Here is a 25013-nt window from a genome sequence, read left to right as displayed (position 1 = left end):
CACACCAACATTCGAATGTTTAACGGTTTTGTAGCGCTTTCATTTTTATTAAGATGAAAGCAGTTCAATTACGAAGTACTACACGGATAGGGGAGCTGCCAGAATGAAGAACAAAATTTCTCTTATTATTGTTACGACGGTTATGACTGTGACAATGCTTGCTGCATGTTCAGGTAATAACGAAAGTACAAATGGCACGACTGCGAAGCCTGATAATGAAAAAGGTTCTACAGCTTTGAAAACGCTTCGATTCGCTACATGGGATACTGGGGATGCGCTCAAGATTGAGCAGGATATCGCTAAGAAGTTCGAAGCCAATCATCCTGGCACGAAGGTTCAAGTAGAGGCTTACGCAGATGGATTTGACCAAAAGCTGGCTGCAGGCTTCGGGGCTACAAATCCTCCCGATGTCATGTACATGTGGGATTTTCCAACCTATCACCAGTCGCTTGAGCCGCTTAACAGCTATGCAGACAGTGATGCGGACCTGAAAAAGGATGACTTCTACAGCGGCCTATTTAATTACGCGACAATTGACAACAACCTTTATGGCATTCCGGCAGGTTTCACGACACGTGTTGTGTACTACAACAAGAAAATGTTTGATGATGCGAAGATTCCTTATCCGAAGGATGGCTGGACATGGGATGAGTTCCAAGAAATCTCGAAGCAACTGACGGACAAAACAAAGAAGCAATATGGCTTCGGAGTTCGGGCTGAGAATGACACTTATGATCTGCAAGGGTTTGTATGGAGCAATGGCAGCTCCTATATATCGGATGACGGTAAAACAATAGACGGTTACATGAACAGCAGCGAAACAGCAGGTGTGATTCAAATGTTTGGCGACATGTTAAAGAACGGCTCTGCCGTGCTTGCAGGTGGTAAAGGTCAACAAAGCGGCGAGGATATTTTTAAAGCTGGCAAAATCGCTATGTGGGAGAGCGGAATTTGGCCGCTCGAATCTTTCAAGCAAGCTGGCATTGATGTAGGCACCGTGGAGATGCCAGCATTTCCAGGCAAGCAGGTTAAAGGCGTTGTCGCAGAATCTGCGCTGTCCATTGCGAAGGATTCCAAGCAAAAGGATTTGGCTTGGGAATTTATCAAATATTATGTATCGAATGAAGCGATCAAGATGCGTGTAGCTGATCTGCCAGTAAGATTAAGCGTCGTGGAAGAGCTCAAAAAAGATCAAGATCCTCTGTACAAGCCGTACTATACGATGCTTGAACGTTCTGATAATACACCGGCTTTCCTGCTTAACGCAAAGTGGAATGAAGTGAATAGACAGCTTTCTGCGGCAGTAGAAGCAGTTATGCATGGCAGTAATGCGCAGGAAGCATTGAATCAGGCGGTAAAAGATAGCGAGCGTTACTTGAAATAACATTATAGCTGCAGAAAGAAGGTTAGGAGATGGCTCAGACCTACCCACAGACAGCAGGAAAACATTCAGCCAGCCTGAAACGCAGATGGGGTGGGGCTGTGCCCTACCTCTTCATTTTTCCATGGATCTTTGGATTCCTCGTTTTTACTTTGGGACCGTTGTTGTTTTCACTTATTATTTCTTTTTTTGATTGGCCGATCGTGGGCAAGGTGCAATTTATTGGATTTGGCAACTATGTAGAAATGTTTACAGATGATCCGTTGTTTTGGAAATCATTCGGCGTCACGATTAAGTTTGCAGCGCTATTTGTTCCGCTCAATATTGCAGTTGGGCTCGGACTTGCGATTCTTCTTAACCAGAAGACACGGGGCAGTGCGATTTTTCGAACAGCATTTTATTTGCCTTCTGTCATCTCAGGTGTAGCTTTAGCAATGATCTGGTCTTGGGTGTACAGCGGTGATTACGGCATATTGAATTATTTTCTGTCACTCGTCGGTGTACAAGGCCCGGACTGGCTGAATGAAACACAGTGGTCTCTCGTAGCGATGGTTGTCGCAAGCCTATGGGGACAAGGCGCTATGATGCTCGTCTTTCTCGCTGGGCTCAAAGGGATTCCAAAGGATCTTTATGAATCCGCATCGATTGATGGGGCTGGCTTAATCAGGCAGTTCATCAGCGTAACGATCCCGCTGCTAACGCCGACGATTTTATTCAACCTAATTACTTCAATTATAGCGGCATTTCAACAGCTCACTCTCGCGTTATTGCTCACGGGCGGAGGGCCTATGAAATCTACGTACTTCTATGCGATGTACATGTATGAGAATGCGTTCAAGTTTTTCAAAATGGGTTACTCTGCTGCAAACGCATGGTTTATGTTTCTCATTGTGCTCACATTGACTTTTTTTGTATTCAAGTCGTCAGAGGCTTGGGTGTTCTATGAAGGCGAAATGAAACGTTTGCCGGAGAAGAAATTGAAGTCCAGTGGAAAGGGGAGATCCGTATGAGGCGGATCATCGTTTATTCGCTGCTGATCTTCTGCTCGCTGATGTTCGCTGCCCCGTTATTTTGGGCGTTAACGACCGCTCTTAAGTCGCAGACGGAGCTGTATCTTTTTCCGCCAAAATGGATTCCTTCGGTTTGGAAATTCAGCAACTTTGCGGAAGCATGGACAACGCAGCCTTTTAACTTATTTCTCAAAAATACGCTTATCGTAACTTCGTTGTCTACGATTGGCCAGTTAATATCCTGTACTCTAGTAGCTTACGGGTTCGCGAGATTTGATTTTAAGGGTCGCAATCTCCTTTTCCTAGTTGTACTAGCGACGATGATGGTTCCTTGGGAAGTGACGATGATTCCGCAGTATATGGAGTTCAACTATTTGGGATGGATTAATACGCTCAAACCGCTTATCGTACCTTCTTGGTTCGGTTCAGCTTACTTCATATTTTTGCTGAGGCAGTTTATTCTTACGATTCCGCGTGAGCTTGATGAGGCGGCAACTATAGATGGGGCGAGCAAATTTGGAATTCTTGTGCGGATTATAGTGCCGCTCATGGGACCTTCGCTCATTTTAGTCGCTGTGTTTCAAATTATGAGCTGCTGGAATGATTATCTGGGGCCGCTTATTTTCCTTAATGATCAGTCAAAGTACACACTGACGCTCGGATTAGCACAGTTCAAGGGCATGTTCGGCGTCGATATGCAGTCGATTATGGCGATTACTTGCCTCATCTCGATTCCTCCGCTCGCTGTATTTTTTTTCGCACAGCGTTATATTGTCGGTGGAATAGCAGGTACGGGGATTAAGGGATAGGCAGCATGAATAGATAGAGTGATAGAGATAGGTTTAGGAGAGGAGCGGCATCGATGCGAAACGAGAAAATAGAACGCGATTGGGATAACCTTGCCATACTTGCACGTGGACGTGCGAAAAGCCGATCATATTTTATCCCGTATTCCGATCGTGCTGGAGCTTTGAGCTATGACCGAGGGAGCTCCCCTTGGTTCCGCTCATTAAATGGCAGTTGGAAGTTTCATTATGCGAAGGGGCCTGAGTGGGCACCGGATGGATTTTATGAAGACCATTATGATACATCTAGCTGGGATGATATTCAGGTTCCAAGTCATTGGCAACTGAAAGGTTATGGAAATCCGCATTATACAGACTTGTATTATCCATTCCCTGTCGATCCGCCTCATGTACCCAATGATAATCCAACAGGCAGCTATATAAGAGAATTCGAGCTGCCTGCACATTGGGATGGAAGAAAGCTTGCCGTCAAGTTCGATGGCGTAGATAGTGCCTTTCATTTGTGGGTTAACGGGATATTCGTGGGATACAGCCAAGGAAGCCGATTGACATCGGAGTTTGATTTGACGTCTTATGCGAAGCCGGGTATCAACCGTCTAGCTGTTCGTGTATACCAGTGGTCGGACGGCAGTTACTTGGAAGATCAGGATATGTGGTATATGAGCGGTATTTTTCGAGATGTATATTTGATTTCGGAGCCATCAGCGGTTCGTATTGTGGACTACCGAGTCGTTACCGATTTGGATAGTGAATATTGCGATGGGATGTTATCGGTACAGGTGGAACTGAGTGGAGAGGATCTGCAAGGTGAAGTTCGGCTGGAGCTGCTTGGCCCTGAAGGCGCATTTGTTTGTTCAGCGATGAATCCAATCGCTTCTGCTGATGGTCAGACTTTCGTAGCAAGTTTTGCCATGCCAATTGTGAAGCCAGCCCTTTGGAGCGCGGAAGCTCCTGCTTTGTATCATCTGACAATTAGTATTGTGGATCAGAATGAACAAATGATCGAGACCGTTGCTCAGCGGGTGGGCTTCAGGAAGATAGAAGTAAAGGACGGCCAATTTCTGGTGAATGGCAAAGCCATTTTGCTCAAAGGCGTAAATCGTCATGACCATCACCCTGATACGGGACGAACAGTCACCCTATCGACGATGGTTCAAGATGTGAAAATGATGAAACAGCATAACATTAATGCGGTTAGAACGGCACATTATCCGAATGATCCGAGATTTTATGATATTTGTGATGAATACGGTTTGTATGTTATGGAAGAAACGGACTTAGAGACACATGGCTTCGAGCTTTTGGGCAATATTGCTAAGCTAAGCGATGACCCAGCATGGCAGGAAGCGTATGTGGAGCGGATGAGACGTATGGTGGAGAGGGATAAGAATCATCCTTCCATTCTGTTCTGGTCGCTCGGCAACGAATCTGGCTTTGGCTGCAACTTCCGGGCAATGTCGGAATGGTGCAAACAAAACGATCCGACCCGCCTTATTCACTATGAAGAGGATCGTGAAGCGGAAGTGTGCGACATCGTGAGCACGATGTACTCCTCCGTTGAGAAGATGGAAGGTTTTGGACAGCTGGTTGATCATCCGAAGCCGCATATCCTTTGTGAATTCGCTCATGCGATGGGGAATGGTCCAGGCGGTCTCAAACCCTATTTTGATACCTTTGATGCTTATCGAAGATTGCAGGGCGGCTTTGTGTGGGAATGGATCGATCACGGCATTCGCAGGAAAACAGCCGATGGCAAAGTTGATTATGCTTATGGTGGAGACTATGGCGATGTTCCTAACAACAGCAATTTTGTTATTGATGGCCTTATTCGTCCAGATCGAACGCCATCTCCCGGGCTCATTGAATATAAGAAGATTATCGAGCCTGTCAGAGCCTTGTATATAAATAATGATCGTATACGAATTACAAATCGGTATGACTTCCTAACGCTGGATCATTTATATGCAGATTGGAATGTGACAGTAGCAGGACGGATCGTCCAAAGTGGTGTACTATCGCTGCCTAGGATAGCACCCGGTGAAAGTGCAGAGCTTTGTATCCCTATGCGAAATGATTCGCAGTTGTCCTTATCCGTGGAGGGGGCGGAGCGCTGGCTGAATATCGGCTTCTCGCTTGCAGCATCTTGCATGTGGGGAGAGAGAGGGCACGAGATCGCATGGGCTCAGCTTGCTATTGAACCTGCGCGGAGCTGCGCAAATACCCGAGCGGACGGGGATCATGCCAATGAAGGATTGACTTTAGCAGCAGCCGTAAGTCTACCTATTCCTAGCTTATCGTGCATGGAGGATGGACGACAGATTAGCATTGGGAACGATTATTTCAATTTGGTATTCGATTCACGGCAATCAGGGATCAGCTCACTCCGAATAAACGGACAAGAGTTAATAAATAAAGGGCCGCGTCTCAACTTCTGGCGAGCCCCGATTGACAACGATATGTATGTCCTGCCCGATTGGCGCAAGGCGCATCTCGATAAATTGACGGAACGAATCGATGATTTCCATTGGGAGCGATTAAATGAAGGGACGATTCGGATCAGCTGGTCCTCCCGAATTGCTCCGCCCGTTTACGATTGGGGCTTCCGCTGTGAAACGACTTACACTGTAACAGGCACGGGCTTAATCATTATTGATGTGCATGGCGTACCTGAAGGCAAGCCACCTGCTATGCTTCCTAAGATTGGATTTCAATTGGAAATGCCGTCAGAAATGAATAATGTCAAATGGTATGGCCGTGGTCCGGGAGAAAATTATTCCGACAGCAAGGAAGCAGGAAGATTTGGCGTGTATACCAAGTCAGTTGATGAACTATTTACCCCATATATCTATCCACAAGAGAACGGGAATCGTATGGATGTTCGCTTTGTATCTATTACAGACGGCAGTGGAATTGGGCTGCTGGCGGCAGGGGTAAAGGTGCTTGAATTCAGCGCTCGACGTTATACGGATGGCGACTTAGAAGCAGCGCAGCATGCAAGTGATCTTATTCCGCGGGATTTTATTACACTTAATTTGGATTATCGCCAGAATGGTCTTGGCAGCAATAGCTGTGGACCTTCTCAATCACTGGAAAACAAAGTTGCGGCAGAGGAATTCCGTTTCAGACTGCTGCTGAAGCCTTATCTATCTGAAGATATGGCTCCCGAGAGGCTCAGCCATCACATGAGACAGGAAGCGAATCTACTACAACAGGAGGAGAAATAATGATGCTTCATACACAAGACATGCTTAATCTATCGGGAAAAGTAGCCGTAATCACCGGAGGCGCCTCTGGAATTGGGCTTGCGACAGCTGAACTTCTTGCCAGCTTCGGTGCAACTGCTATCCTTATTGACATTAATGAGGCGATGGGTGAGCAGGCGGTTAAAGGTATAAGGGAAAAGGGAGGCCAAGCGAGCTTTCAGCGCTGTGATGTGACCTCTTCAGCAGATTGCCAGCGTGCAGCAGCAGAAATTGATTCTGCTCATGGCCGAGTAGATATCTTGTTCAACAATGCTGGCGTTATTCGTCGCAAGACTGTCGTGGAGCTGGAAGAACGCGACTGGGATCTCGTATTGGATGTTTCCTTGAAGGGTGTCTATCTGCTCTCGAAATATATCATTCCTATCATGGAACGCAGCGGTGGAGGAAGTATCATTAATTCGGGTTCGGGCTGGGGTCTAAAAGGCGGAGATCGGGCTGCAGCTTATTGCGCAGCCAAGGCTGGTGTCGTGAATTTGACGAGGGCGATGGCTATCGATCACGGAATCGCCAATATACGTGTAAACTGCGTTTCACCTGGCGATACGGATACTCCGCTCCTGCGCGATGAAGCAAAGCAGCTGAAGCAGGACGAGGCAGCATTCCTTGTCGCCTCTGCCAGCGGTCGTCCGCTTGAAAGGCTTGGAACGCCGCGTGATATTGCGAATGCAGTTCTGTTCTTAGCAAGCGATATGTCTTCTTGGGTAACAGGAAGCGTGCTCGTTGTGGATGGCGGCGGTATTGCTTAAGAACGGCTAAAGGATACAACTAATTCTGACAACGATGAATGGAGGCGTTTATTTTGCCTAAGAACAGAACGTATGCCCATCCTTATATACCGAATACTGTACCTGAAGTTCGCGAAGCGATGCTGAAGGAAATTGGACTCACCTCGATGGACCAGCTTCACGACGGCATACCAGAGAGCTTAAAGCTGAATCATGAGATGAACCTTCCTCCTGCGATGACGGAATATGAGCTGCGCCGTCATATCGATGGCCTGCTTGCAAAAAATAAGCATGGTGCAGCTTATCTGAATTTTTTAGGAGCGGGCTGCTGGCAGCATTTTATTCCAGCTGTCTGTGATGAGATCAATCAGCGTTCCGAATTTGTAACGGCTTATGCAGGTGAGCCCTATGAAGATCATGGGCGCTTCCAAACGTTGTTTGAGTATCAAAGTTTGATGGCTGAGCTAGTTGATATGGATGTCGTAAACGTCCCTACTTTTGACTGGGCGCAAGCTGCATCTACTTCGATTCGGATGGCAGGGCGCATGACAGGGCGCAAAGTTGCCTTGCTTCCAAGGTCGGTTGATCCAGACAAAGTGATGATCATCAACAATTATTGCACGCCTGTGATGGAGCTTCGATTCGTTGAAATCGACGAGGCAACGGGCAAAATGAGCTTAGATGATTTGCGCAGCAAGCTATCGAGCGATATCGCTGCGGTTTACTTCGAGAATCCTGGTTATCTAGGTATTATCGAAGATCAAGGGCATGAAATATCAGAGCTTGCGCATTCAGTAGATGCGATTTCGATCGTTGGTGTTGATCCGATCTCGCTTGGCGTTCTTCAGCCGCCGAGCCAGTACGGCGCTGATATCGTATGCGGAGATTTGCAGCCTCTTGGAATGCACATGAATTATGGCGGGGGGCAAGCCGGTTTTATTGCAACCCGTGATGAAGAGAAGTATGTCATGGAGTATCCATCAAGATTGTTCGGCATTGTGCCTACGGAGGTAGAAGGCGAGTATGGCTTTGGCGATGTGGCATATGAGCGAACTTCCTTTGCGCTGCGTGAGAAAGGGAAGGAATCAGTTGGCACCCAAACTGCATTGTGGGGAATAACAGCTGGCGTCTACTTGTCCTTGCTTGGACCGACCGGCATGCAAGAGGTCGGAGAGACGATCATGCAGAAGTCGCAATATGCAGCGAAGAAGCTCTCAGCTATTCCAGGCGTTACTCTTCGATTCGGAGAAGCAGCCTTCTTTAAAGAGTTTGTTGTTGATTTTAATCATACTGGCTTAACGGTCGCTCAGATAAACGCTCAGCTCTTGGAAGCAGGAATTTTTGGAGGCAAGGATTTGTCGGCTGCCTTCCCGCAGTGGGGACAAACTGCACTGTACTGCGTGACGGAAATTCATTCGCAGCTTGATCTAGATCGCCTGGCAGACACGATTCAAACGATCGTTCGCAAATGAGGTTTGACTTATACAGAGGAAGGACGAAAGCGCCATGAAACGAATTCGCAGGGACCATAAAGTCCGAAATTTCCATCAAGCCAAATGGGATGAGCCGATCATATTTGAACTTCATCGTCAGGGCGAGCGAGGTGTTATTCCGCCTGGAACTGAGGCTGGGATTGTTGCTGAGGTAGGAGATGGCACCCGGCGCATACCTGCATCCATGCGTCGCAGCAATGCGCCGGGGCTTCCCGAAATTGGTCAAGCAAAAGTACTTCGCCATTATTTGCGCCTCTCGCAAGAGACACTAGGCTCCGATTTGAACGTTGAGATCGGTCAAGGTACTTGTACGATGAAATATATTCCGCGTATTAACGAAATGCTGATCCGCACGCCGCATATGACGGAGCTCCATCCGTTGCAGGATGCAGGTTCTGTTCAAGGCATATTAGAAATTTTCTATAAAATGGACCTGGCCATGCGTGAAATTAGCGGAATGGATGCCTTCTCGTTTCAGCCAAGCAGCGGGACGCAAGCTTTGCTTGCGATGGCTTCCATCGTTCGTGCTTACCATGATTCGCGTGGGGAGGGAGATCAACGGGATGAAATCATTACAACAATTTTCTCCCACCCATCTCAAGCTGCGACAGCTGCAGTTAAAGGATACAAAATCATTACGCTTCATCCGGACGAAGACGGATTCCCTGATTTGGAGAAGCTGAGAAATGCGATATCGGAGAGGACCGCTGGATTTGTCGTAGCAAATCCGGAAGATACCGGTATTTTCAATCACCGTATTCGCGAGTTTACCGATTTGGTTCATGCAGCGGGCGGCATCTGCTTCTATGATCAAGCTAATGCTAATGGCTTGCTCGGCATTACTCGAGCGAAGGAAGCTGGCTTTGATATGTGTTTCTTCAACTTGCATAAAACCTTTGCTGCTCCTCATATGTGCGGCGGCCCAGCTACAGGTGCGTTAGGCGTGAGCGAAGCGCTTAAACCTTTCTTGCCGGGGCCGCTCGTTGATTATGTTGATGGCCAGTATGTATTAGCGAATCAGTCAGAAAGCAGTATTGGCAAAGTTCGCAGCTTCCATGGTGTTGCTCAAACGGTGCTTCGTTCTTATGCTTGGATCATGAGTCTAGGTCCAGATGGACTAAAGGATGTTGCACAGACTGCAGTTCTTAACAATAACTATCTTTATCACAAAATACTTCAAATTCGCGGTGCAAGTGCACCTTACATCAAAGGTCGACGCCTAGAGCAGGTTCGTTACAGCTGGAAGCAGCTTACCGAGGAAACAGGTGTCACAACCGAGGATATTACTCGTCGCATGTGCGATTTTGGACTCCATTATTGGACTTCCCATCATCCGTATATCGTGAAGCAGCCATTCACCTTAGAGCCGACAGAGTCCTATTCCAAAGAAGATTTGGACGAATACATTCACGCGCTGGAGCATATCTCGAACGAAGCTTATACGCAGCCGGAAATTGTGAAATCAGCTCCGCATAGCAGCACCGTACACCGTAATGATGAATCATCCCTCGATGATCCGAAGCAATGGTGCATTACGTGGCGGGCTTATTTAAAAAAGACGCAACCCGAATAAATATTGCTAATTAATGATAACTATTATTTTGCAAAAAAATCCGATGTCTTTCAAAAAGACGTCGGATTTTTTTTATAATGCGTATTGTGAAGAAGGAAGATGCGTTCGTTTTTAATTAGCGTTCCATACATTATTTTGCCAAGCTGCCAGCTGATTGTTTTTCTTTCCACATCATTGTAATGACAAGGCCAATCAACATGATGACAGCAGCAAAGAGATACGGATAGTTGATGTTTACATCAAATAATATTCCGCCAAGCGCAGGTCCGACGATATTGCCTAGGCTAGTATAGGTGGAGTTCATTCCAGCGATAAAGCCTTGTTCTTTCTCGGCTGTTTTGGATAAATAGGTCGTTAATGCTGGCCGCAGCAGGTCAAATGCGAGAAAGATAAAGGACGTGACTATCAAAACAGCTAAAAAGCCGGAGATCATGGTGGATACTACTGCAAAAAATACGCCAGCAATCAAGCATATTTGGATAAGTTTTTTCTCACCGAGTTTATCTACCATTTTACCAAACATAAAGACCTGAACGACAACGCCGAAGATTGCACTAATTGTAATAACGGCTGCAATATCTTGAGGAGTGAAACCAAATTTATGATCAGAAAAAAGACTGAATACTGTTTCATACGCGGATAAGCCAAAGGCCAGTACAAACACAATGATAAAGGCGATAATGTATTGTGGTTGAAGAGATCGTTTCAAATCAGATACAAAGTTGGTCCCTTTTTTGAGCTGACTAATTTCCAGAAGCTCCTGTTTGGATAGCGGTTCTTTTAAAATAAACAGGGATGAAATACAGGTAATTAATGCGAAGCCAGCTGCAAAGTAGAATGGGGCACGCACGCCCAGCTCAGCAATAAAACCTCCGATGCCAGGACCAATAATAAAACCGATACTAATCGCGGCAGAAATATAACCCATCGCTTTGGGCCTTTCCTCCACAGAGGTAATATCAGCAACAAAAGCGGTTACGGCGGGCATAATAAATGCACCACTAATACCTCCTAAAATTCTGGAAAAGTAAAGAACGGATACATGTGTGCCAAGTCCAAAGATTACCTCTGATATGCTAAAGAGGAATAAGCCGATAACGATCATTTTTTTCCTGCCGAAAGTGTCAATCCACCGTCCTGCAAGGGGAGACATGAGTAATTGCGCAAACGCAAAGGCCGCCATTAGATAACCCATCGATTGGCCAGATAAATGCATAATATTCATAAAGGATGGCATAACCGGAACGATTAGCCCAACGCCTAGAAAAACAATGAATATATTACTTAGTAGGATAAATAAGACGGTTTTTTGTTCTTTCAATGGTTTCTTCATGAAGTAATACCTCTCTCTGTAAAATCATAGCTGTGAAATACCTCTCCAAAATACAGTCCATGAGGCATTTAATTTATCCTGTAGACGTTTTTCATTATTCCCATAAGCAAGCTCTAACATCATGGAATCAACTACACCTAAGAAAGCAAGTGTAGGGATGGAGGCTATATCTTCCCTAATGGCTTTCGCCGCGATCCAATCATGAAATTTGCCTTCGAGTACGGTTTGAATCTTATTTTCCGAATCGAATACTTCCTCATTAATGGCTGGCGCCAAATGGAGAGGCGGAAAAAAAGACATACGCAGCCAAAACTTCAACTGCTCGCTCTGTTGAAACAAATCAATGACTAATTGCAGGTATCCAAATAAATCCTCTTTAGGATTTTGGGTTCCCACTTTACTGAAATAGTTTAGCTTCGATGAGACTTCTGCTTCTTTAGCATCTTGTAATACTTGTAGGAACAGATCATCTTTTCCTTTGAAATGAGCATAGAGAGACTGTTTTTTCATTCCGACATTGTCGGCAATTTGAGACAGAGATGCACCCTCATACCCATGAATTGTGAAAAATTTTAAAGCAATGTCTTTAATTTCTTGGCTTTTCAATAAGATCACCTCACATTAACGAACGTTCGTCAGTTATATTATCAAAAATTTTTTTCTTATGCAAATGAAAATTGCTTTGGCAGGCTAAAAAAGCTTATTTTGAATATAATAAGCTTATCTTCTTCTAAAGGATTGACAATCTGCTTCGTAGTAACTACAATGGTTACAACGGTGGTGATGCTAAGTGAAACAAATTAGTAGCAGATTTTCCATTGCTGTCCACATCCTTTCTCTAATCGCCGTCAGCTCCAATGATTGTACAGGTGATTATATTGCAGGCAGCGTGAATACGAATCCTGTCATTATCCGCAGAATTATGGGAATGCTCAAGAAGGCTGGCTTGGTGGATATTCGGCCAGGAGTCGGGGGCGCTTCCTTGCTGAGAGATCGGGATCAGATCACACTTTTGGACGTTTACCGTGCCGTGGAAGTCATTGAGGATGGTCAACTGTTTAATTTTCATGATAATCCGAATCCAAAGTGTCCGGTTGGCCGAAACATTGAAGCAGCTCTTCGTTTGGAAATGAAGGAAGCTCAATCTGCGATGGAACAAAGGCTAGCTCAAGTAAACTTAAGCCAGCTCGCAGCTCATTTTGTGTAACAAAAAAGCTCATAGAGCTTTTTTTATACCTAAGTTGTAACCAAAGTGGTTATAACTAAAGGGCAATCATAATACATTAAACTAAATGGAGGAATTACGATGAAAATTTTGGTGACAGGTGTAACAGGGAAATTTGGAGCAATTGTTGTAGAGACTTTATTGGAGACTATACCGGCAGAGAATCTGGCTGTCAGCGTCCGCAATCCGGAGAAAGCCGAACACCTTCGTGCGCGGGGCGTGGATGTACGTCATGGGGATTTTGACCAGCCACAAACGTTAGACAAAGCGTTCGCGGGTATCGACCGTCTATTGATCGTGTCCACTGACGGCGATAACGAAACGAGAATTCGTCAGCATGCGGATGCCATAGCAGCCGCTCAGCGCGCTAATGTTGGTTTTATTGCATATACCAGTGTAGGAAATGCAAGCGAGAGCTCGCTTTTTCTTGCACCAGTACATCGCGCTACGGAAGAAGCTATTAAGAACACAGGAATTCCTTATTCCTTCCTGCGCAATAACTGGTATTTGGAGAACGAGATCAGCAGCATTCAAGCGGTCCTTGGAGGTGCGCCTTGGCTGACATCAGCGGGTTCAGGCAAAGTAGGCTGGGCAACGCGTCGCGATTATGCAGTGGCAGCTGCGGCGGTCCTCGCTGGCGAAGGCCACGAGAATACCGTGTATGAGTTGTCCGGCAAGCTTGCGACGCAAGAAGAACTGGTTTCCATTCTTGCCGCTGTCTTGGGACGGGAAATTCCTGTTCAACAAGTGGATGATGCTACTTATGCCGGCATCATGAGCAGTGCAGGCGTACCTGAACCGGTTGTTCCTATCCTGGTTCAGATACAAAGTGCGATTCGCGATGGAGCATTGGAAGTGGAAAGCAATGATTTTCAGAAGCTACTTGGTCGTCCAGTCACGCCGCTCGAAGAGGCTCTCCGTCAAATCGTAAACGAAATTCAGTCATAATTAAGCGGTAAATCAATTCTAGAGGTTGTCCCAGAAGGTCTTAAGTGACCGATGGGATTGCCTCTTTTTTTATTAATTGCTAGCTTGAATAACAAGTCAATGACAACTATTGCTTCTTCCTCCGTTTTCTATGATGCTTAATCACTGTGAGCACTAAAATCAGAAGAACGGGTAAGGTATAGGCAAGATTATTGAGCAGCGGCCATGTCACATTGACGAACTCCTCCAATTGAGATTCCTTCGTATAGGTGGTTAACGACAGCATGAGGCAAATGAATGCTAAGGGAAATACGACCAAGCGTTCATTTTTCAAGCCTAGAAGTTCTTTCAACATTTTGATCAGGATGAGCAGAAGAATAGAAGCTTTGAAATAAAAGCCGATGATGAGCGAGAATCCGATGATGGATTCAATTCGCTCGATTACCTCCTGAAACGATATTAGCCGGGCTAGTTGGTACAAGGAGTATTTCAAATCACCGGACAGTGGTCCCAGTACCATAATGCTGCTTATGACCGAGGCAATTAGCGTCAAGGAATTGATAACAAGCGCAAAGTACATATGTTTACGCAGTTGAGCGTTCTCATCCTTGCGTACAAACGATAAGATGACCGAAAATACGACCATCTCGGAATAGGGAAAACCATAAACTACATAAGAGGCGTTCAGGATTGGTCCAATTCCATCTGGCATCACAGGGAGCAGATATTGCGGGTTGTACAGGTTTGACACTAGAATCCAGATAAGAACAATACAGCCGAACATCAGAAACATTAATACAGCAGCCATCCGAGCAAGAACCTCGATTCCTGCCATCGCTGTTACTCCGATCATAATGAAAAACAATGTGCTTACAGCATAGGTAGGGGTTTCTTTCATCATCGTATTTTTGAAGAAGATTCCGATTTCAATGACAACGCCCGAAATATTCCAAAGCAATACACAGGTGAAAGGGATCAATACCAAGAAGGTGAGTCCCTTTCCCAGTACGGAGCGGCCTTGCTCAACCAACGAAAGCTCTGGGGCTAACCGGTTTAAATAAAGAATAGCAGCCAGCAAAAGCATGCCTATCGCCGAGGCAATGAGAAGAGAGATCCATGCTCCATTGCCTGCAATGTTCGTTAAGGGCGCAGGGACAATGACGATGGAGGAGCCTGTCATGAAAAAAAGGAACAGCATGGACATTTGAATCGAACTGATACGTTCTTTTTGTTTCATGGGGTCTCCTCCAAATTTTATAAAACTCACGTATGCAAGGGATTGAGCCAACGAATGAATAGTTTAGCCGGTTCGGTAAATAAATTAAAAATCATATCGAGGTTAGGCCATGGCTTAGCTATTAAAAAGATAACAGCAAGATAGAGGAGCGGCGCCAACATCGCTATGTACACAAGCCGATCTCGTTTGCTTGCGGTTTTCACTTTCGGGATGTCATGGATCAGCATAGCGGATGCTAACAGCAGGACGCAGATGAATTTTCCTAACACAGCTAGTGCTCCTTTTTCCCAAAAATCGTACCTGCGTTCATGCCCGTACTTAACACATGAACTTGAACGTGGGTTTGAAATTGCATTTGAGCAAGCTTATCATCCCAAATGGGTTCTAATTGTTTCCATAGTTTCGGGTTGTTCCGATAAATTTGATTGCCGATTCCGAGCACATCAACTTTTTTTGCCTTAAAGGTACGGATTGCATGTTGAATCTGATGTTCGATTTGCTCCTTAATCGTTTGTTCAAAACGCTCCATATCTTGCTTGGTTTTCAGGTCTGAGCATCGCAGTTCTCCGGTTGTACCTTCAATCGTCATATGGATGTCGACGGTTACGTTCTCATCTGTCACTTTCGAAACCAATTGACTGTTGAAGTTGATGATTTCAAGCGATTCTTTGTTGTAGATCTGCTTCTTTTTTTCATGATTCATGCAAGGGAACTCAAATACTCCATACTTATATTTGTCTGTCAGCATCATCAGCGTTTCAGTATCTTTCTCCGTAAGAACTCCTACCATTTTCCCGTCTTGAATCAAAGCGACCCCGGAAATTGACGCTTTATTATCCAAGCTCTTTTTATGCAGGTAAGGCATAGCAGAGGTTTTGGAGGGGCTGCTTAGCTGAATAGCGAGATCATATAGCGGAAGGTTAGACGTTTTCGCGGAATAGAGAGCTCCGGTCGTCTCCATCTTTCTATACTGTTGACCAATGGTTTGCTCGATAAACGGTTTAATATCGAGAAATGCCGCCGCCGATTTCTCAGCTATGATGGGAAGAATCGTGCCCCGCGGCTCATGGTCTCTTGAGAAAAAATCAAGCACTTCACGGATGTTCAGCGTCCTGGCTAAATTCTCTTCGATGATAATGACACGCATATGATCCCATTTGGCTTTACGTCCGAATTTTGCAGGGATCTCTCGCATCGCTTCAAAGAAGGTTTCTCCCGTTGTACGAATATTAATTCCTTTGGCTGCTATACTCGTTGCTGGATCGGATTGCATTTTGCTGGAAGGGTTATAAAAATGGGTTGTAATATCAACAAAATCACCCTCGCCTCGATCAATCGATATCGCTTGCACATAGCCATACTCGTCCAGTTCATTATTATCCCAGCATCCAGTAATCAAGCAAAGCACAAGAAATGAAGCGAGAAAGGAGAGGAGTGGCTTCACTATGATTTCTTCCTTCCTGCAGATTTTTTATGTAAATGTCGACTCCGAGGCGAATGAACTAGCAATCGTCTAGGCAGCACGAAAATCGCATCTCGCAGCCTTTTCAAATCCAGTGGAGCAAACGAATCTAGATAGGGCTCACCTAGGGATCGCAAAGTTGCTAGATGAATGTAAATGAGAATTAAGCCTACCATGATGCCTAACCCTCCAAACGTCGCTGCGAGAAACATTAACGGAAAGCGCAGAATCCGCAGTGCGATGGCCATGTTGTATTGAGGGAGCGCAAAGGAAGCGATGCCCGTCAAGGCCACGACAATGACCATGACCGGAGATGCAATCTGTGATTGAATAGCTGCTTGGCCGATAACCAGCGCCCCAACTATGCTGACGGCCGAACCGATTGGCCGAGGCAGACGAATGCCGGCCTCCCGCAGCAGCTCAAAGAAAAACTCCATAATCAACGCCTCAATCATAGCCGGGAAGGGGATGCCTTCCCGTGTATCTAAAATGGCTAGCAGAAGAACCGTCGGTATGAGTTCGGAGTGGAATGTTGATAACGCGATATAAGTGCTGGGCAGCATGAGCGCTATGAGGAACGCAGCCAGTCGAATCAATCGAATTAACGAAGAAAAAATCGTCCGATAGTAATAATCCTCGCTGTTTGTAAAAAACTCAATGAATTTCCCTGGACAGATAAGAACCGAAGGGCTTCCATCGACTAATGCAATGATTTTGCCATCCAGCAAAGAAGTAACCGTCGTATCCGGGCGCTCCGTATACCGAACTTGCGGAAAAGGGGAGTAGTTGGAATCATTAACCCACTCTTCCAGAAAGGAAATATCTATCATTTCTTCTTGATCTATACCCTCAATCTTTTGCTTGAACGCTTCTAATGTCTCCGGCTTTACGACGCCTTCCAAATAGCCGTAGGACACTTTTCTGTGAACCTTCTCCCCGGATATAAAATACTCAAATTTAAGTTCGGGCGATTTCAGCAAGCTTCGAATGACACCGATATTGCGGTCCAAGCTTTCAATGAAGCTGACATGCGGGCCTTGAACGGTAGGCTCCGTGATGGGCTCTGAGGTTTGACGCTGCTCGACATCAAAGGCAAAATAGGCGATAGCCTTAGGCCATCCGTCAAAAAAAATGACGACTTTGCCGTCCAGAATGCCTCTGACGACTTGCTCCATTTCGCTCATAAGCTCAACGTTTGGCGAAGCGATGCCATGATTCTCAAAATAATGGATAACATCTTTTATTGTTACCGTCTCGGCAGGACCAAGCTCATGCGGCACCAGATTTTGCAGCGTATCCTTTGCGAAATTCGTAACGGTCGTTTTAGTTAGCGTATCGAAGTAGACGGTAAAGGCTGATTGCTCCAAGCCCTGTCCATAACTCCAACGATGTATTATCAAGTCTTTGCAGTTGGTAAAAAAACCTTCGATCGCGTTCAAGTTTTCTTCCAAATGGGGAGAAATGTTCGGGTAAGATGGCTTGTCGGATGAAGTGTGATTAGGTGAAAAATTGGGCGATTTCCGCATGCGAGTCTCCTATCCGAAGTGAAGTGTCGAATGATTACATCTTTTCCCTGTTGAGGAAAAGATATTCGGTTGCCATTGGATTGGGAGGAGAGTAGGAGCTAATGTCTATTCTGTTTACCTGTTATATTTTATTGCATGTATGAGATTGACGACTATAATAGGTTTAAAGAAGAGGGGATTGCAGCAACTTTATTCCTAGATTTATTACCAGGGCTAAACATCGTTAGAAGAAAGGCTGGCATGAGAGGGGACTGGCTATGTTTTATTCGTTGAAAAGTCGTTTGATTGCAATCTTTTGTTTACTATTCGTTTTATCCTTCGTCACACTGTCCATTCTTTTATTTAATGAGTCCCGTTCCATTATTCGCTCTTACATTGAATCTTCAGCACTGGAGAAAATGGATGAATACGGGTCTTACATTGATATGGTTCAAACACAAATCTATGATTTAGCCTCTATCGTTTTTAATAGCGATATTACGAATAATTGGGATGCAGTAGCGTCTGATTCCGCATCCACGGAGGGAGAAAAAAATCTTTCCCATTACCGAATGAGCCAGTTTTTGACGCAGACAACGAACAGTTATTCCAGTGTTTCTGGTGTCGCCGTCTATCGTCAGGATGGCATGTGGGTCAGCAGCGGCAATTTAGTTGTGTCTAACGATTCCTTTCTGAAGGAAAAGTGGTATCTCGATTTTAAAAACGAGGATCAATACTGGATTCCGGCTCATACGGATGTCGCAGAGCTGCGAAATAACAACAAACATCCGGTAATCAGTATGTTGATGCCGATCAGTTCATTTGAGCCTTCACTGACAAAAAGTGTGATGAAGATTAATGTAAGCGCTGACTATTTTCTGGAGCCGCTAGGCAGAATCCATCTTGGGGAGAGCGGAACGATCTATTTATTAGATCAGCATGGCAAACCAATGCTGTCCCAGAACGAATACGGAGCCCATTCGGAGATGGTACGGCAGGTTGACGATTTACGGACAGGCTGGAGGAAGCAGGGCGTCGTTTATTTAAATAATTTAAGCGGAGAAAAAGAAATTTTAGTATACAAAAAACTGCCGAAAACGAACTGGATGCTTGTTGGGTTCGTATCAGAGAAAGATTTGTATTCACAGCTCTTTCGTCTGCGAAGCACGATTCTAATCGTTGCGGCTGTCTTGTTAATTGTGTCTTTGATACTGGCGACTTGGTTCTCGCATGGAATTACGAAGCCGCTTTCACGGCTGGTGCTCGCAATGCGGCATGTACAAAGAGGCGATTTTGTCCTTGCCGAGAGCCGGTTGGCGCCTGAGAAGAGGGTGCGCAATGAAGTGGGTTTTGCAACTGAAACATTCCGCAACATGGTTTCGAAATTGCGACAGCATATCAAAACCGAGTTCGAGCTAAAGCTGCTTAGGCAGCAAGCGGAATACAAAGCGCTGCTCATGCAAATTAATCCGCATTTTCTGTTTAATACGCTGGAGCTCATGAGCAGCTTAGCCATACAGCGACGGACGGATGATACGGTTGAAGTTATAGAATCACTAGGGAAAATGATGCGTTTCTCTCTTAAAATTAGCGATGATCTCGTTCCGTTGGAAGAAGAGCTTGTTTATGTGCACTATTATTTGTCGATCTTGAAAATTCGCTTCGGTGATCAACTGAACATAACGATTGAGGAGGAAGGCGACCTTTTAAGATTGTCGACGGTAAAATTTATTTTCCAGCCGTTGATAGAAAACGCCGTTAAATACAGCTTTATGCATCAATCCGAGGCAATCGTCCGCATACGGGTAAGCCATGCTGCGGGAAGGGTTCATCTAATCGTGTCAGATAACGGACCGGGGATGACAAGCGAGCAGCAGAAGAAGCTGCTGGAGCGATCGGAATCCGTTCAGTTGGAGCAAATTCTTACCAGCCGGAGCAGCCAAATTGGTCTAGGAAATGTTCTTGCACGCTGCCGTCTTTACTACGAATCACTATTTGAGGTCCGCATCGATTCTACGCTTGGCGAGGGTACAACGATAGAGCTCATACTACCAGCACAGGAGGAACACCAACATGTATAAAGTATTAATCGTGGATGATGAACCCGAGATCCGTCAGGGTCTAAAGCTTAAGGTGGATTGGGACAGTATTGGACTTATCATTGCAGGGGAAGCCTCTAATGGCGTCGAAGCGCTCGAGAGGCTTTCGGCAGAGGCTATTGATATTGTGATTACAGATATGAACATGCCTGTGATGGACGGTATGTTATTTTTAGATTCCTGTCACGAGCAGTACCCATCGCTGCGCCTAATCGTCATTACAGGTTATGAGGATTTTCATTATGCGAAAGCAGCCATTCGCAATCAGGCTCGCGAGTATTTGTTAAAACCTGTTGCTAGAAAAGAATTGACCGACACGCTTTCAAACGTAAAGAAGGAACTGGACAAGGACAGGCAAAGCCATGATCAGGCGGCTATGACGCAGTGGCGGCTCTCCCAATATTATAAGGAAATGAAAGAGCATTTTATCGTTCATCTCGTAAAGGAAGAGATTTTGCAGGAAAGTACTATAAAAGATCGTTCCCGATTGTTTGAGCTGGATTCATGGGATAAACGTGAGGTTAGGTTTATAACAGCAGGGCTATGGGAGCGAGGGGAATCCAACACTTCGGTCGACCGTACGCCGGACAAGTTTCGATTGCCGTTCGATATCATATCAAGAGAATGCGCAGACAAGTTCCAAGGGAAGATGGAGGTTTTTCGTGATACCAATTATCCTGGCCTCATGCATTTTGTAATCGCTGCGGATCATGAATTGGAGCGGGAATTTGCTGAGTTTCTGACTCAAAGCGTAAATAAGTATATGGCCTTTGAAATTAAAATAGGTACCGGTCAAACGGTAAGCGGATTTAAGCAGTGGAAAGAAGGTTATATTAGCTCTTTGCTGGCATGGAACATGCCATACGGCAAAGTTGCTGGACTAGCTCCCGCTTCTGAGGGGCATACGGCTATACCTGAGCATACCATTAAGGTTATTGAGCGGTATTTAATTCGAGGAGAGCTTTCATCGTTTGAAGCAGCGATTAGACAAGAATTACAGCGCGGAATGAAATCGCAGCTTCGTTTTGTCAAATTGATTTTCCAGCTTTACTTGATGCTTGAGACCATTGCGCATGAATCGCAAATCACTTTGGAGAGCGGCGAACAGCTTTGGCTAAGGCCGGAAATGACACTTGGACTCGATACAGTAGAGAAAGCGGAGCGGTTTCTGATGCGAATTGCAGCTAAAATCGAGCGCAAGCGGCAAAGCGACTCTCAGGAAAGCGATCCATCCTTGATCTTGGCAGCTAAGCAGTTTATTGACGAGAACTATATGTATGAATTGAATTTGACGATGATAGCAGAGAAGTACAATTATAATTCATCTTATTTCTCAGAAATGTTCAAAGCTAAAGTAGGCAAAACCTTTATTCACTACTTGAATGAGGTGCGAATTGCTGAGGCTGTTCGGATGCTAAAAACAACAACGCTGAACCTTTGGGATATTGCAGAGCTTACTGGATTCTCCAATGCAAGCTACTTCAGCTCCAAATTTAAAAGGATGTACGGAATGACTCCATCGGATTATCGTCAGCAGCAATCGGAATTAAAATCTGAAAAAAATGATAGTGAACACCCAAAGAATTAGCATTCTATGTTCATAGCCCCTCCCTTATGATGGAACTACATCAATAAGAGAGGGGTATTCATGATGAGAAAAAGCCTCAAGCCGCTTAGCAATCAGCATAACTTAACCGCATATACCTTTTTGCTGCCATGGCTGATCGGGTTTTTCTGCCTGACGCTCGGTCCAATGCTTGGATCGTTTTATTTGTCGCTCACGAAGTATGATTTATTAACGTCGCCAAAATGGATTGGTTTTTCAAATTATATTAACATTTTTAAAGATGACGAAACCTTCTCGAATTCCTTGTGGCTTACAATCAAATACGTGTTCATTTCCGTTCCGCTGCGTCTTGCTTTTGCGCTGATGGTCGCTATGGTTCTAAACAAAGGGATTCGAGCGCTAGGCATTTACCGCACCGTGTACTATATCCCTTCGTTGCTCGGGGGCAGTGTCGCTATTGCGATTGTGTGGAGACAGATTTTTGATGGCAGCGGCCTTGTGAATCAGTTTCTTGGCTGGTTCGGCATTCAAGGACCTTCATGGATTTCCCATCCGAGCTACATTGTTTATACGATTATTTCATTGTCCGTATGGCAATTTGGTTCAGCGATGGTAATCTTCCTTGCAGGCCTTAAACAAGTGCCACTTGATCTGTATGAGGCAGCTCAAGTAGATGGAGCAGGCAAGGCGCGTCAATTTTTTCGCATTACGCTTCCCATGATTTCTCCCGTTATTTTCTTTAATCTTGTGATGAGCATTATTAATTCTTTTCAAGCGTTTACACCTGCATTTGTCATTGGCGACGGCCGTGGAGGCCCGCTTGATGCGACTATGTTCTACACCCTGTACTTGTATATGAAAGGCTTCTCGTTCTTCGATATGGGTTATGCATCCGCGTTAGCCTGGATTATGCTGCTGATCATCGGGGCGTTTACAGCCATTATTTTTGCAACATCGAAATATTGGGTATTTTACGGTGACAGCAAGGAAGGGAGGTAAGGCAGCTATGCAAGTGAGAAAGTTAAACGGATTAACTAAACATACGATCATCATCATCTTTGGCATTGCCATGCTTTACCCGGTACTATGGTTAATAAGCAGCTCTTTTAAGCCTAATGAGCTGATCTTTACACAGCCGGGATTATGGTCAAGCTCATTCACTCTGGATAATTACATTAACGGCTGGCGCGGCTTTCAGGGAATCGCATTTAGTAAGTTTTTTGCAAACTCATGGCTGATATCGATTCTGAGCGTGCTTGGCAATGTGATTACGTGCTCCTTAGCAGCCTTTGCGTTCGCGCGCTTGAATTTCAAGTTTCAGAAGCTTTGGTTTTCGTTAATGCTGGTGACGATTATGCTTCCCTATCATGTGACGCTTGTTCCGCAATACGTCATCTATAATGAGCTGCAATGGATCAATACGTATTTTCCGCTCGTTCTGCCAAAATGGCTGGCGCATGATTCCTTTTTTATTCTCATGATGGTGCAGTTTATCCGCGGAATTCCGAGAGAGCTGGATGAAAGTGCGACGATTGACGGCTGCAGTCCGCGGCAAATTTATTTCCGCATTATCATTCCGCTCTTAGTACCCGCTTTGATATCCGCCGCTATTTTCACATTTATTTGGTCCTGGGACGATTTTTTCAGCCAAATGATCTACTTGAGTGATATTAAGCTGTTTACAGTGCAGCTGGGAATTCGTTCTTTATTTGATCCTACTGGTCAATCGGATTGGGGCGCGCTGCTTGCCATGTCGGCATTGTCGCTTGTGCCAATCACGCTAATATTCCTTATTTTTCAACGCTATTTCTTAGATGGCATCGCAACTACCGGTTTGAAATGATAATGTGTATTCTTTCTTGATAACCGAAAAAATTGATAATGAATACCCGAAGGAATGAAATTCCGTATAAACGGAAATCAGGGTAGCATCATAAGTGAAAGCGAATTCATAATAGAGTATTGGGGGAAATCAAAATGAAACAGCGGTTGCTTATTTTGGCTTTAGGAATGTTAATGGTGTTCACTGCGGCATGCTCAGGTGGTACGGGCAGTGGAGGATCAAGCAATGAAAAAGAGAAAAACGGAAATGAGTCAAGTGAAGCAAAACAAGTAGAACTGCGCATTATGTGGTGGGGAGATCAAAAGAGGGCGGATATTACGAACGAGGCGTTGAAAATTTTCCAAGAGAAAAACCCATCCATTAAGGTTGTTGGCGAGTTTGCCCCATCCACTGGTTATTTCGATAAGCTTAATACGCAGCTTGCTTCCGGCACAGCGCCAGACATTTTTTTCTTAGGAGGAAATGTGGTCGATTATGCGAATAAGGAAGTGCTTCTAGATCTTTCTCCATACGTGGATAAAGAGCTTAATTTAAGCGATATGGATCAATCGATGATTCATTACGGCACGATCGGCGGCAAGCTTCTTCATATTTCTGCTGGTGCTAATGCACGCGGAGTCGTTGTGAATAAGACGATGTTCGAGAAAGCGGGCCTTCCCGTTCCTGAGGATGGTTGGAATTGGGAAGACTTTGCACGAATCAGCAAAGAGATCTCGGACAAACTGGGCAGCGGTGTCTATGGTACTTACAACATGTCCATTGATGGAATGGATATCGGACTGAAGCAGCAAGGTAAACAGCTTTATGATATGGATAAAGGGACGCTGGGCTTCGAAGAGGCTGACGTGTTAAAATGGTTCCAATATTGGGATGAAACGATGAAAGCCGGCGGTGTTGTCCCTTCCGAGCTGCAAGTATCCAATCCTCCCGGCGATACAAGTAAATCATTAGTTGTCACAGGAAAAGTAGCGATGAGCTTAATTCCGTCCAATCAATTGGCAGCATTGCAAGGACTTACGCAAGATGAGCTGATTATGGTACAGCTGCCGCGCGGCGAGAAGGGAACAGGCGTAGTGTTCGAGTCAAGCCAAGGTTTGTCGGGTTATGCCAAGACCAAACATCCAAACGAGGTAGCGACGTTGTTGAGTTTCTTCATTAATGATCCCGATGTTGCTAAATTGTTAGGCAATGATCGCGGTGTACCAGTGGTTGCGGCTAACCGCAAGCTTCTTGAAACTAGCGCAAACAGCGTAGAGAAAATAGTTTATGACTACACGAGCCGCGTTTCAGAAGCGACAAACAAGGAGCCGTTTGCGGTCAGCTACAATCCTCCGGGCTTCTCTGAATATTCCAAGCTTGCCGAATCGACGATGTATGAAATTGGTTTCGGACGCAAGAGCGTAGAAGTGGCTGTTAAGGACTTTTATAATGGCACTCTGAAAATATTCAAAAACAATCAATAGTTTCCTGTGAGTTGGGATTAGCAATGCATTAATAGACAGGCTGCCTCGCGGCAGTCTGTTTTACATTTAGTCGAGAAAGCATTTAAATCGGAAAAGCGAGG

The 25013-nt window shown here is 45.2% G+C and carries 20 protein-coding genes; 14 read left to right on the top strand and 6 right to left on the bottom strand.

All coding sequences use genetic code 11. The features are described 5' to 3' along the window. Positions 1–103 precede the first annotated feature (103 nt). The 7 genes from AC0VYE_RS23810 to gcvPB are packed head-to-tail and all read left to right on the top strand — an operon-like array spanning position 104 to position 10251. A complete protein-coding gene (locus AC0VYE_RS23810) occupies positions 104–1384 on the top strand; it encodes an ABC transporter substrate-binding protein (protein WP_076270486.1) in 1281 nt (426 codons plus the stop codon). A 29-nt stretch (positions 1385–1413) separates the two neighbouring features. Next, complete coding sequence (locus tag AC0VYE_RS23805) at positions 1414–2391, top strand: carbohydrate ABC transporter permease (RefSeq protein WP_475443093.1); 978 nt, start codon at positions 1414–1416, stop codon at positions 2389–2391. Next, on the top strand, positions 2388–3200 hold the full coding sequence (locus AC0VYE_RS23800) for a carbohydrate ABC transporter permease (protein ID WP_076270487.1): 813 nt from the start codon (positions 2388–2390) through the stop codon (positions 3198–3200). The genes AC0VYE_RS23805 and AC0VYE_RS23800 overlap by 4 nt, the downstream gene beginning before the upstream one ends. 53 nt (positions 3201–3253) lie before the next feature. Further along, a complete protein-coding gene (locus AC0VYE_RS23795; protein WP_475443092.1) occupies positions 3254–6421 on the top strand; it encodes a glycoside hydrolase family 2 TIM barrel-domain containing protein in 3168 nt (1055 codons plus the stop codon). A gap of 2 nt (positions 6422–6423) precedes the next feature. Continuing rightward, a complete protein-coding gene (locus AC0VYE_RS23790) occupies positions 6424–7206 on the top strand; it encodes an SDR family NAD(P)-dependent oxidoreductase (protein ID WP_475449713.1) in 783 nt (260 codons plus the stop codon). Positions 7207–7244: 38 nt separating this feature from the next. Further along, complete coding sequence (gcvPA, locus tag AC0VYE_RS23785) at positions 7245–8657, top strand: aminomethyl-transferring glycine dehydrogenase subunit GcvPA (RefSeq protein ID WP_475443091.1); 1413 nt, start codon at positions 7245–7247, stop codon at positions 8655–8657. A gap of 34 nt (positions 8658–8691) precedes the next feature. After that, entirely contained in the window at positions 8692–10251 is a 1560-nt protein-coding gene (gene gcvPB / locus AC0VYE_RS23780; RefSeq protein WP_475443090.1) for an aminomethyl-transferring glycine dehydrogenase subunit GcvPB, read from the top strand. 130 nt (positions 10252–10381) lie between these two features. Here gcvPB and AC0VYE_RS23775 read toward each other — a convergent pair whose 3' ends face one another. Together AC0VYE_RS23775 and AC0VYE_RS23770 are read right to left on the bottom strand one after the other, a co-directional pair. Then, the gene (locus tag AC0VYE_RS23775; RefSeq protein ID WP_475443089.1) at positions 10382–11584 is read right to left on the bottom strand and encodes an MFS transporter; all 1203 of its coding nucleotides are present in this window, start codon (positions 11582–11584) and stop codon (positions 10382–10384) included. A gap of 24 nt (positions 11585–11608) precedes the next feature. Next, positions 11609–12199 (bottom strand): TetR/AcrR family transcriptional regulator, encoded by a 591-nt coding sequence (locus AC0VYE_RS23770; protein WP_475443088.1) that lies wholly within the window; start codon positions 12197–12199, stop codon positions 11609–11611. A 175-nt stretch (positions 12200–12374) separates the two neighbouring features. Here AC0VYE_RS23770 and AC0VYE_RS23765 point away from each other — a divergent pair, with 175 nt between their 5' ends. Then, the gene (locus AC0VYE_RS23765; RefSeq protein ID WP_475443087.1) at positions 12375–12791 is read left to right on the top strand and encodes an Rrf2 family transcriptional regulator; all 417 of its coding nucleotides are present in this window, start codon (positions 12375–12377) and stop codon (positions 12789–12791) included. 99 nt (positions 12792–12890) lie between these two features. Beyond that, positions 12891–13757: an SDR family oxidoreductase gene (locus AC0VYE_RS23760; RefSeq protein ID WP_076270494.1), complete on the top strand. Its 867-nt coding sequence runs from the start codon at positions 12891–12893 to the stop codon at positions 13755–13757. Positions 13758–13863: 106 nt separating this feature from the next. Here AC0VYE_RS23760 and AC0VYE_RS23755 read toward each other — a convergent pair whose 3' ends face one another. The 4 genes from AC0VYE_RS23755 to AC0VYE_RS23740 are packed head-to-tail and all read right to left on the bottom strand — an operon-like array spanning position 13864 to position 17961. After that, entirely contained in the window at positions 13864–14973 is a 1110-nt protein-coding gene (locus tag AC0VYE_RS23755; RefSeq protein WP_475443086.1) for a GerAB/ArcD/ProY family transporter, read from the bottom strand. A gap of 26 nt (positions 14974–14999) precedes the next feature. Continuing rightward, entirely contained in the window at positions 15000–15242 is a 243-nt protein-coding gene (locus AC0VYE_RS23750; protein ID WP_076270496.1) for a hypothetical protein, read from the bottom strand. Positions 15243–15244: 2 nt separating this feature from the next. Next, positions 15245–16417, bottom strand: coding sequence for a Ger(x)C family spore germination protein (locus AC0VYE_RS23745; protein ID WP_475443085.1), 1173 nt, complete (start codon positions 16415–16417; stop codon positions 15245–15247). Then, entirely contained in the window at positions 16417–17961 is a 1545-nt protein-coding gene (locus tag AC0VYE_RS23740) for a spore germination protein (protein ID WP_475443084.1), read from the bottom strand. Before AC0VYE_RS23740 ends, AC0VYE_RS23745 begins: the two co-directional genes overlap by 1 nt. A 257-nt stretch (positions 17962–18218) precedes the next feature. On the opposite strand from AC0VYE_RS23740, the gene AC0VYE_RS23735 reads away from it, so the two are divergent. The 5 genes from AC0VYE_RS23735 to AC0VYE_RS23715 all read left to right on the top strand — a co-directional run bounded on the left by AC0VYE_RS23735 (position 18219) and on the right by AC0VYE_RS23715 (position 24912). Beyond that, positions 18219–20021, top strand: coding sequence for a sensor histidine kinase (locus tag AC0VYE_RS23735; RefSeq protein WP_475443083.1), 1803 nt, complete (start codon positions 18219–18221; stop codon positions 20019–20021). Beyond that, on the top strand, positions 20014–21627 hold the full coding sequence (locus tag AC0VYE_RS23730) for a response regulator (RefSeq protein WP_076270499.1): 1614 nt from the start codon (positions 20014–20016) through the stop codon (positions 21625–21627). The genes AC0VYE_RS23735 and AC0VYE_RS23730 overlap by 8 nt, the downstream gene beginning before the upstream one ends. Positions 21628–21690: 63 nt before the next feature. Then, positions 21691–22605, top strand: coding sequence for a carbohydrate ABC transporter permease (locus AC0VYE_RS23725; protein ID WP_076270536.1), 915 nt, complete (start codon positions 21691–21693; stop codon positions 22603–22605). 7 nt (positions 22606–22612) lie between these two features. Continuing rightward, a complete protein-coding gene (locus AC0VYE_RS23720) occupies positions 22613–23449 on the top strand; it encodes a carbohydrate ABC transporter permease (RefSeq protein WP_076270500.1) in 837 nt (278 codons plus the stop codon). A gap of 134 nt (positions 23450–23583) precedes the next feature. After that, positions 23584–24912, top strand: a complete 1329-nt coding sequence (locus AC0VYE_RS23715) for an ABC transporter substrate-binding protein (protein ID WP_475443082.1) — start codon at positions 23584–23586, stop codon at positions 24910–24912. Positions 24913–25013: the final 101 nt, after the last annotated feature.

It is taken from the genome of Pristimantibacillus sp. Z349TD_6 (genome assembly GCF_056173205.1).
The sequence above is the reverse complement of the archived record's forward strand: the minus strand, read 5'-3'. Positions and strand labels throughout refer to the sequence as shown.